This window comes from Hominisplanchenecus sp., assembly GCF_046967715.1.
Classification (GTDB): Bacteria; Bacillota; Clostridia; order Lachnospirales; family Lachnospiraceae; genus Hominisplanchenecus; species Hominisplanchenecus faecis.
Map to the genome: position 1 here is coordinate 1 of NZ_JBKVNQ010000073.1, position 10,714 is coordinate 10,714.

Here is a 10,714-nt window from a genome sequence, read left to right on the forward strand (position 1 = left end):
CTATATTTTATCACTCCTGTAAAGAGATTGCATTATTTAAGAGGATTGCTATAGGCTTTGCATTGGGAAGGAATGGAACGGGTATTTATGTTCGCGTTCATCCAAAGTCATGGAGAAAGTTTAAGTCGAGACTGAAAGAGTTGTCTTCCCGTAAACGATGTCAGTCAATCAAGCCAAGCCTTGAGAAAATCAAGATATATGCAAGAGGATGGCTGAACTATTACGGAATAGCAAGCATGAAGAACAACATCGAAGAGATCAACGGATGGCTCTACCACAGAATACGCATGTGTATATGGAAACAGTGGAAACTTCCAAAAACAAAGAAAAGAAATCTGATAAAGATGGGAGTACACGAATACTATGCGAATATGGCGGCAAACTGCCGAAGAGGACACTGGTATTGTGCGAATCTGACAACAGTTAAGAAAGCCATGACAAAAGAGAGACTGATAAACGGTGGCTTCTATGATTTAGCCACAGCCTATCAGTCTGTGCACGTCAACTATTGAAACCGCCGTGTACCGAACGGTACGCACGGTGGTGTGAGAGGACGGCGGTTAGTCACCGCCTCCTACTCGATTTGTGAACGAGTAATGGACGAATTCACAATGCCTTCTTTTTGTTGCAGTATAGCATATGTAGCTTTGAATTGCAACATTCTTTTTGAAAAATATATTATATTAATTTATAAACGTAACTCTTTGCGTATGTTTATTATCATAACGAGAAAGCACAGGCTGCCTCCGATAATATTTGAGATTGGTTCTGCAAGGAATACGCCGTCTGTTCCCATATGAAATGCATATGGGAGCAGATAAGTCATAGGAATAACGATGATTACTTTACGGAGCAGGGAGAAGAAGATCGCCTGTTTCTTTTTGTTTAAGGATTTAAATATAGTCTGTCCGATGTATTGCAGAAGCATGAAAATAAACGCTCCGAAATACAGTTTCATGGCAGGGACGGCATCTGCCAGCAGACTCTTATCAGAACTGAAAATGCTGATCAGAAATTCCGGTGCAAGAATGATCGCAAGCCATGCCAGCAGTGTATAAATGAGTGCCATGATTCCCATGGTAACAGCTGCCTGTTTTACACGTTTGTAACGATGAGCACCATAATTGTAGCTGATAACAGGAGAAGAACCTTCCGTGATTGCATAGATTGGTGTCTCAACCAACTGACGCACGCTGGAGATGATTGTCATGACAGAAATATAGAGCGTTCCGCCGGTGACAGAAAGTACGTGATTGCAGCAGATTGTTACCAGGCTGTTCGTCAGCTGCATGATAAATCCGGCAGTTCCGAGGCTGATGATATTTTTCGCATATTTTGAAGAGGCAAGGATTTCTTCTCTGTGCAGCAGACGAACCTTGTATTCTGCCTTGCAAAGCAGAAAATGAAGTACGAAAGCAGCCGACAAAATCTGTGAGATGACGGTTGCGATTGCAGCACCCCGGATTCCCATGCCGAACGCAAAAATAAAGATCGGATCAAGGATCAGGTTGGCAACAGCACCGATCACCACCGAGATCATACCGGTGGTCGCATATCCCTGGGCGTTGATAAAAGGATTCATGCCGGTCGCGACCATGGACGGAAACGTTCCGAGCAGATAGATCATCAGATAAGGACAGGCATAGCCAAAATTCTCACGGTCGGCACCAAACAGCGTGAGAATGGGTTTTGCAAAGATCAAACCGGTCAGCATCAGAAGGATTGAGCAGAGCGTCAGCATGGAAAATGAAGTATGCATGATCTGACAGGCATTTTCGTGATCACCCTTTCCACGCTCGATCGAAAAGAGCGGTGCACCGCCGCTTCCGAACAGGTTGCTGAAAGCAGTGATGATCACAATGATCGGAAAACAGAGTCCGACCGCTCCAAGAGCCGTTGTGCCGATATCCGGGATACGTGCAATATAGATGCGATCCACGATATTATAAAGCAGACTCAGAATCTGAGCGACCAGCATGGGCAGAGCCGCTTTTAAGATATTGTCGGTGATTTTTCCGTTTTCAAAATCAATTTGTTTCAAAGTAAACAGTCCTTTCTTCGTTGGTGTTTCTGGTAGTTAAGTATAACATGAATCAGGCGAAATGGAAATGCCAGGTGTTTTGCTAAAATGCTTTCTGACAAAGAATATTAGTACATGTGCAAATAAACGAATTTCCCGAAAGGCACTTAAGCGAAAGTTGTTTCTTTCCAGTGGGAAAAACATAAATAGTTTCTTATTATTTGTGTTGACTTTAATTATGCTTTTAAAATGTATTGAAATAATGAGAGCTATATGTTAATATGATTTCAAAGCATATTTCTTAACATTCTTGGCATCCTGCCATCTATATTTTCTAAATTCACATTTCAGAAATTCATGCTTTTCAATCAAACAAATCAATTTAAAAAGCAGGAGTTTCAAACTGTGAAAAAGAAAGAACAAACAGACAGTATGGTTATCACACTGGAAAATGCTATTTATATGGGAATGAAAAATGATCTTGCTTTTATCATTGACACAGAGTTATTTCTATATGAACACCAGTCAACTTACAATCCTAATATGCCATTGCGTGATTTATTCTATATTTCGAGTGAATATCAGAAACTGGTGGATAAGAAATCCCTTTATTCTTCCGTATTACAGAAAATACCTGCACCACAATTTATCGTATTTTACAATGGAACAGAAAAGAAAAAATAAAGCGGAGGTAATTGCGATGAGTATTTTTGAATATGACAAAGAAGAGGAAGAACGGAAACTGCGAAAAGCTGAGTACGAGGCCGGTGTTGAATCTGGCATTGCGGAAGGCAAACGACTTGCACAAAAAGAGGGTACGATTGCCCTTAGCAGACTTGGATTGCCTGTTGAACAAATTGCAATGGCACTGCAAGTAGATGTAGAACTTGCAAAACAATGGATTGGTGATAAATAGCAAATAGAAAGTGACCGAGCTCTTTAGAGCGAGAGATGCTTCTTGTTTGAGGATCAATCTGACGAGAACAGTAGCGATCACCGTTCCGATACCTACGGAATCGAGCTGACCGGAGAAACGCCGAGGTTCGATTTTACGGACATCGAAACACCGAGTGTCATAATAAAAAGCCCGGCGATGGCATGGCTGTCAACAAACGAAAAGTCAATGAGAAAATTTCTTGTTAAGCACATTTACACTTGATGAAAATGAGAAAATATGTTACCTTATTCAAACGTAAGTTTAAGCAAACTAACAAAAGATAGCCATGGAGGAAAAGGAATGAAGCGATGGAAAAAGAATTTGCTGGTATTGGCTCTGCTGAGTTTTGCGGTAATTTTTGCTAACGTTACACCAAAGTATCATACCGTTTCAGCAGCGTCCAAAACCACGCTCAATTACAAAAAGAAAACACTGAGAAAAGGCCAGACCTTAAAGCTTAAGGTAAAAGGCACAAAGAAAAAAGTGAAATGGAGCAGCTCGAAAAAGAAAGTTGCATCCGTTACTTCAAAAGGAAAGGTTACAGCAAAGAAAAAAGGAAATGCTGTGATTACTGCAAAAGTTGGCAGCAAAAAATATCGCTGCAAGATTAAAGTAGTTCTGCCAGAGAAGCCGGCAGTCGATAATAATAAAACACCGGAGACACCGGCAACGCCAAGTACACCGGAGACACCGGCAACTGAGACACCGGCAACGCCAAGTACACCGGAAACCGAAACACCGGCAACGGAAACAGAAGCTCCGAAAACAGTTCTGGTAAAGGAAGCTCAGACAAAAGTTCTTGATCTTGGATATGCACAGTATCTGGTGGTAGCTTTTGAAGAAGGTTACGATGTGGAAAACTGCAGCGTTGCGGTAGATGGTGTGGATATCACAGGGGCTATGACCAAAGTTACCGATGACGGAAGCATTGTGAAATGGGAGCTGACAGGCTTAAATCCTGCAAAACTGGTTGTTACCAAAAAAGATGACCAGAAAACACAGGATGTTGTGCTCAGTGACAATGAAAATCCGGACAAACCGGTTGTAAAAGCACAGGAACCGATGTATTTCCTGACACATGCAGCCATCCCGACCTGGGATTATCATCTGACCAACTACGATGAAGAAGGAAATGCAAGGGTTACTCCGAAAAAAACAACCTTTGACCTGAAGGAAACTGCAAAAGAAGATGTGAAATATTATGCACCGGATGCAGAATTGAGCAAAAACGAAGATGCTGACAATCTGTACGGTGTGAGCGGAAACGTAGAAATCCTGTTCAACTACACAACACAGGAAGAAAAAGACTGGTTTGATACGATCGCAGACGAAGGTGCACTGGCACTGCTGTCAAACGATGAGAGCCTGAGCACGCTGAACGATCAGCTCGCTTATACAAAAGATACCACCGAACATGGTGGAAATGTAGTCGGAAGAATTACCATTCCGCTGGGACAGAGCAATTTCTATTCCAATGGACGTTACAAAGTACGCATCCGTTCCAATGGAAACAGAACCCTGATCGCATCCATCCATGTGGTAAATGCACAGACTCCGTCCATGAAGATTTCTGAGACAGGTGCGATCAAATCCGGACAGAATGTTCATTTCCAGGTAGAAAACATGGTATACGGCATCACCGTTCCGGTTGAGATGGTAACACTGAAAACCCCGTCAGGAGAAGTGAAAACACTGGAAAAAATCACAGACTGGTATCTGATCGGAAATACCTTTGTACTGTATAACGATGTAAATGCAGAAGGTGGAAGAAACAACATCGAACAGCCGGGTGTGTACACACTGACGGTATACTCAAATGGCTTTAAGACCATGAGCAAATCTTTCACTGTTGCAGGCAAAACAACAAAAGCTGCAAAAACAGCAAAGACTTATGATGTTGTGACAAGAGCGACTTCAGGCGGAAACTCCGGAAGCAGCAGCGACGGTGAAAGCGGAAACTCTGTTATGCCGGCAAATCTGGCATTTTCTGAGGATCTGATCTCCAATGCAAAGATCCTGACGGCACTGGATGTGAAGAATGCTTCGGCAAAAGCAGTTGCAGAACGCTGGGATAATCAGATCACAGCATGCGATGCCGTTTATGGCGAAGACGGAGTTGTATTCTACGATTATACAAGCTACTATGATGCTGTTCAGGAAGCAAAATTAAAAGGACAGTATCTCTCTTTTGAAGATTATGTTGCAGATGAAAATGCAGTTACTACAGAAAACCGTCCATACGCAGTTAAGGTGGTTCTGGAAGATGGTCTGCTTGGAGAAACACAGTACAACGGATCTTACAAAGGAAAAGAAGCACCGGTCCTGACACTGGATGCGGATGCAGAATTTGTTGCAGAAGGCAGAGATCTTGTACTGACAGGCCAGGATGCAAGAACAGCAGAATACTTTGAGAAAATTACCGGAATTTATGTGAATCAGAGCTGGAAAGAACTGACAGAAGATCAGTACAGCGTAGAGGACGGCAAACTGGTGATCAAAGATTCTGTTCTGACACTGGGAACAAATACCGTAGAGATCAAAGCAGAAGGATTCAAAAACAATACACTTTCGGTTGAGTATAAGAAAGTTCTGGAAGAGAATTTAAGTCTTGTTTCTGACAAAGAACAGTACAACAGAGGCGAGAATGTGGTTCTGACCGTAAATGGTTCCGAAGGCGATTTCCTGAAGAACTTAAATGCAGTCAAAGTAGATGGAAAAAACATTTATGCAAAAGGTGTTGCAGGATCTGATTATTACTATGAAGCAGCAGAAGATCTGAAATCCATCACTATTTACGATAACGGAAACCTGTTCAACCAGAACAAAGCATATACCCTGACTCTGGAAGCAGAATATTATGAAGCTCTGGAAACAGAGATCACCGTACAGGGTGAAGAAAAAGATGTTCCGGCATCAGAGCCTATGATCAGCAAAGACGAAGACGGCCAGACTTATCTGGTATCCTTTGGAACACAGACAAACTTTGTAGGCTGGAAAAATAAAGTAACCTCGATCACTGTAAATGGAACAGCCTATACAGAAGCAGGCTGGTTTGGCATGTCAGAGAATCAGTTTAAATGGGAAACAGACGGATACGGAAATCAGGTCCTGAAACTGAAAGTGGACAGCGAATTTGATGAAAATGCCGACAATACCTTTACGATCAAAGCAGAAGGCTATAAAGATCTGGCACTGCCGCTGGTTGTAAATGTGATCAAAAAACTGACACCGCCACAGGCGGTTTCCTGCCAGAAAACTATCTTCTCAGATTACTATATCGTTTCCTTTGGCTATGGTTCTGAAATCGAACAGTGGCAGAATCAGATCACAGGCATAAAAGTAAACGGAACAGAGTATAGCCTGGTAACTTCTTCCTTCAGCGTAGGTGATACGACAACCTACTGTCTGCTGAAAAACGATGGTCAGATTTATGTTGGAACAAATGCAGTTGCAGATGGAGAAAATACCATTGAGATTTCCGCAGAAGGATATGAAGACTGTACCGTCACCTTTACTAAATAAGAAGTTGTCGGTGACTTCCTGGCAGGTGTAAGAAATTGAAATCCTGAGCATTTTATCAGGAGGCTGTCAGCGAAAAAACAGCAGAGCATGTGCAAATGAACGAATTCCTAAATTGTCATTAGACAGTTTGGGAATTTTGTGGTTAAAAAAATCCTTCCTGATATAATAAAAGTAACTCAGAAAACGGGAAGAAAAATCAGGAAAACAGAAAATATGTCAGGAGGGATTTGTTATGAAAAAACAAAAAGGCGGTTTTCAAAAAATAATCGGTTTTTCAATGGTATGCTGTATGTTGACCAATCTGGCAGTGCCGGTTTCTTTTGCGGAAGAAACAAAAAAAGAACCAACGTATGTGCGGATGGATCATCCACTGAAGGAAGAAAATAACTGGGATATTTCAAATGAGCTGATCATGCCGGGCGAAGCATTTTACACCGTTCCGAAATTTGAAGTAACGTATGACCATGGTTATTACGGGCAGACAGTTACGAACCTGTACCTGAAACACGTTTCCCTGATACTTGGGGAAGAACCAAGACTTTATGACAGTAAACTGATACGGAACAAAGTGGATCTTGCCGGACTGACGGCGGATCGGACAAACACGTATAATGTCTGGACAACACAGACGGAGCTCTGGAAGAAGAGTCTGGAAAGTGCAGAGATGGGTGAAGATACACAGAAGCAGCTTAAAGCGTTTCAGGAAGGCGAGAGCACAGAGAATGCGGGTTACACAAACAATACAAACACCCCAATTGTTTTGGAACAAGTGCGTACAGGAGCTACCGAACATGAAGGAACCATTTATGGTGGTGAATATAGCAGTACACCGATGATTGTCGGGTATACCACGCATAATTCAAACTGTACGATCCGATTCTATGAACCGTATTATACTATATCCTACAAAGAACTTTCAGAAGAAAAACAGGAAGGCATGCCGGATCGTTATTATGTGCAGAGGGAAAAACAGGAACTGATTTTAAAAACACCGGTTCGTGCAGGGTGTCATCTGACTGGCTGGAGCGGTATGGCTTTTGTGGATGAAAAAGTGGAAGAGGGAAGAACCATATTTTCCTTTGACTGGGAACACAATATGATTCATGCAAATTTAGGTGATCAGACAGTGACACCGAGATATGACAGCGGAAAAACAATTACATTTAACGCAAATGGCGGAAGTATTGAGGGAAAAGAGTCTGTCATTTATGAATTGCATATGGACAGTAAAAACTTTTTTGATATTGCAGATCACATTCCGCAGCAGGAGGGATATCAGTTTGTCGGATGGTGTCTGAAACCGGATGACTTAGATGGCAGTCTGGTCAAACATACGGAAAACTATGACTGGGTTCCAAAGTACCGGGATGATATCCAGGTTTATGCAAAATGGAAAGAAAAACCGAAGGAAACAGAAACGGAAAAAGAAACAAAAACAGAAGAGGAAACAGAGAACAAAGAACAGATACCGGATGTAAATTCGAAGGATGGTCAGAAACTTTCCGGTATTTCCATCAAAAAACTGACAGCCGGAAAGAAAAAATTTACAGTAAAATGGAAAAAAGCAAAGAAATCGGAGTCTGTTTCCGGTTATCAGATCCAGTATTCAACGGATAAAAAGTTTAAAAAGAATGTCAGAACAAAGAAGTGTGGAAAGAAAAAGAATTCGCTTACGGTGTCGAAACTGAAAGCAAAAAAGAAGTACTATGTGAGAATGCGGAAATTCCGGAATGTAAAAAAAGATGGAAAGAAAAGCAGGATTTACGGTTCCTTTAGTAAAGTAAAAAAAGTAAAAGTCAGGTAGATCAAAAATTCCCGCCATCCGGTCAGGATGGGCGGGAATTTTTGCATCTGAAAAAAAGTAAAATTAGGAATTGACCCCGGAAATATATCTTTGTAAAATAAGAAAGAAACATGGAATATATGTAAAATTTAAGGAGGCTGTTTGTTTTATGAAAGCAACAAATGAGAAAAAGTCAGAAGGTTATTCTTCACCGTATGATTTTGAGGGAAGAATTCCACTTTCTCAGGCAATTCCACTGGGGCTTCAGCATGTCATGGCAATGTTTATCGGAAACTTGACACCGCTGATCATCGTGATGGGAGTTTGTGGACTGACCGCAGATGCAGGATTTGGCGAACTTCGTACGGCATTGCTCCAGAATGCAATGATCATCGCCGGAGTTGTTACACTGGTTCAGATGTTTTCCATCGGTCCGGTCGGAGGAAAAGTGCCGATCGTTATGGGAACGTCATCCGGATTTCTCGGAGTTCTGAACAATACCGTGGCAGCATGCGGCGGCGGTATTCTTGCTTATGGTGCGATTATGGGAGCCTGTATTGTCGGCGGTATTTTCGAGAGTGTTCTCGGAGCATTTTTGAAACCGCTTCGTAAATTTTTCCCGCCGATCGTTACCGGATCGGTTGTTATTGCAATCGGATTATCACTGCTTGGTGTTGGTATCAACTATTTCTGCGGAGGAAGCGGCAAAGCGGACTATGGTTCACTTCCGAATCTGTTTCTGGGATTTGTAGTACTGGTTGTAATTGTACTGCTGAAACATTTCGCACCGCAGAAAAGTATCCTTTCTTCGTCTGCAATCCTGTTTGGTATTCTGGCAGGATATGTTGTGGCGATCATTATGACACTTACGCTTCCGCACACCGGTATCGATGCAGATGGTGTTCAGTATACTTACTCCTGGGTTGTTGATTTTGCCCAGGTAAAAAATGCAGCGTGGATCGCTGTGCCGAGCTTTATCGGTTTTGGTGCTTTATCTGATGTAAAGATCACATTCCAGGCAAGTGCGATCATCCCGATCGGCATCATGTTTATCGTAACGGCGATTGAGACAGTCGGTGATATTTCGGCCTGTATCGAGGGCGGTATGGATCGTGAAGCAACCGATTCTGAGCTGTCCGGCGGTGTGATCTGTGACGGACTTGGATCTGCTTTTGCAGCACTGTTCGGTGTACTGCCGAATACTTCATTCTCGCAGAATGTGGGACTGGTTTCTCTGACAAAAGTTGTCAACCGTTTTGCAATCTCCATGGGAGCGATTTTCCTGATCCTGTGTGGATTCTGCCCGAAGATCGGTGCACTGATGTCCATCATGCCGCAGTCGGTTCTCGGAGGGGCAGCCGTTATGATGTTCGCATCGATTCTGATTTCCGGTATCCAGCTGATCACAAAGCATCCGATCGGCAGCCGTGAGATTACGATTATTTCCGTAGCGATCGGTCTTGGATATGGTCTTGGAGCAACCACAGGGGCAACCGCTCATCTGCCGTATTATGTACAGCTGATCTTTGGCGGTTCCGGAATCGTACCATGTTCTCTGGCAGCGATCATTTTAAATATCGTTCTGCCGAAAGAATCCAAACCGGTTCGTGAAATGTGGGAACTGGAAGATAAATAAATGAAAAAAATCATATCAGTCATCGGAGCGGGCGGAAAGACGACCCTGATCCATCGACTGGCAGAAGAATATCAAAGGAAAGGAAATGCTGTGCTGGTGACGACGACAACGCATATGTTCGCAGAGCCGGGCACAGACCTCTCCGGCGATGCTTTTTCTATACGGGAGAAATTACAGAGAGATCACTATTGTATGGCGGGCATACAATGCTCCGAAAATCCGCAGAAAATGCAGGCACTTCCGGAGCATACACTAAGAGAATTGCTGCATTACGCGGATATTGTTCTGATAGAAGCGGACGGAGCGAAACATCATTCTCTGAAATATCCTTCCGGGGCAGAACCGGTGATTTTTTCGGGAACGACGGATCTTTATCTCGTGCTTGGAACGTGGGATATTGGGAAACCCTGTAAGAAGGTAATCTTTCGCTTTGATGAGATGCAGAAAGAAGAGCTTATCCGGGATGATATGGAGCTGCCAAAAAGAAAGATTCTGCCGGAAGAAGCAGTGACAGAAGAGCATATCCGCAGAATCTTAAGGGCGTATCGGTACAGGCTGAAAGAAATCGGGTATAATGAGAAAATAACTTGTCTGTTTTCAAAGCAAGATGGGGAAAACATTCGATTCTGTCAGGCAGATACCGACAGATCTGACCGCCAGAGGCATTCTTGAAACCGGGTTTTTCGAAAGTCTGAGCGGAACAAATGGAGGCAATTAACAGTTAAACATAAATTATAAAATTATATAAGTATATGTTGAGTTTTATAAGATATTAGAGTAGAATATTATTGAAAGGAGTTGATACTTTGAGTAAAT

The 10,714-nt window shown here is 42.6% G+C and carries 8 protein-coding genes; 7 read left to right on the forward strand and 1 reads right to left on the reverse strand.

What is annotated here, in order from left to right; genetic code table 11:
* Window positions 1-512: group II intron maturase-specific domain-containing protein (locus ACLTL4_RS09950; RefSeq protein WP_412320482.1), on the forward strand; the 512-nt coding region annotated here is incomplete at its 5' end.
* A gap of 176 nt (window positions 513-688) precedes the next feature.
* On the opposite strand, the gene ACLTL4_RS09955 is transcribed toward ACLTL4_RS09950, so the two are convergent.
* Window positions 689-2,041 (reverse strand): MATE family efflux transporter, encoded by a 1,353-nt coding sequence (locus ACLTL4_RS09955; protein ID WP_412320483.1) that lies wholly within the window; start codon window positions 2,039-2,041, stop codon window positions 689-691.
* A gap of 384 nt (window positions 2,042-2,425) precedes the next feature.
* Between ACLTL4_RS09955 and ACLTL4_RS09960 the strand changes: the two genes are divergently transcribed.
* From ACLTL4_RS09960 to yqeC, 6 genes are all read left to right on the forward strand, one after another.
* Window positions 2,426-2,704 (forward strand): hypothetical protein, encoded by a 279-nt coding sequence (locus ACLTL4_RS09960; RefSeq protein WP_412291499.1) that lies wholly within the window; start codon window positions 2,426-2,428, stop codon window positions 2,702-2,704.
* 16 nt (window positions 2,705-2,720) lie between these two features.
* Window positions 2,721-2,936, forward strand: a complete 216-nt coding sequence (locus ACLTL4_RS09965; protein WP_303792838.1) for a hypothetical protein — start codon at window positions 2,721-2,723, stop codon at window positions 2,934-2,936.
* 321 nt (window positions 2,937-3,257) lie between these two features.
* Window positions 3,258-6,479: a hemoblobin-interacting domain-containing protein gene (locus tag ACLTL4_RS09970; RefSeq protein ID WP_412320484.1), complete on the forward strand. Its 3,222-nt coding sequence runs from the start codon at window positions 3,258-3,260 to the stop codon at window positions 6,477-6,479.
* 232 nt (window positions 6,480-6,711) lie between these two features.
* Window positions 6,712-8,283 (forward strand): InlB B-repeat-containing protein, encoded by a 1,572-nt coding sequence (locus ACLTL4_RS09975; RefSeq protein ID WP_412291500.1) that lies wholly within the window; start codon window positions 6,712-6,714, stop codon window positions 8,281-8,283.
* A 148-nt stretch (window positions 8,284-8,431) separates the two neighbouring features.
* Window positions 8,432-9,898: a uracil-xanthine permease family protein gene (locus ACLTL4_RS09980; protein ID WP_147632409.1), complete on the forward strand. Its 1,467-nt coding sequence runs from the start codon at window positions 8,432-8,434 to the stop codon at window positions 9,896-9,898.
* A complete protein-coding gene (gene yqeC / locus ACLTL4_RS09985) occupies window positions 9,899-10,570 on the forward strand; it encodes a selenium cofactor biosynthesis protein YqeC (RefSeq protein WP_215659005.1) in 672 nt (223 codons plus the stop codon).
* Window positions 10,571-10,714: the final 144 nt, after the last annotated feature.

Coding starts and splice junctions, on each gene's coding strand:
- ACLTL4_RS09965 (WP_303792838.1), top strand. CDS start 2,721: ATGAGTATTTTTGAATATGACAAAGAAGAGGAAGAACGGAAACTGCGA.
- ACLTL4_RS09970 (WP_412320484.1), top strand. CDS start 3,258: ATGAAGCGATGGAAAAAGAATTTGCTGGTATTGGCTCTGCTGAGTTTT.
- ACLTL4_RS09975 (WP_412291500.1), top strand. CDS start 6,712: ATGAAAAAACAAAAAGGCGGTTTTCAAAAAATAATCGGTTTTTCAATG.
- ACLTL4_RS09980 (WP_147632409.1), top strand. CDS start 8,432: ATGAAAGCAACAAATGAGAAAAAGTCAGAAGGTTATTCTTCACCGTAT.
- yqeC (WP_215659005.1), top strand. CDS start 9,899: ATGAAAAAAATCATATCAGTCATCGGAGCGGGCGGAAAGACGACCCTG.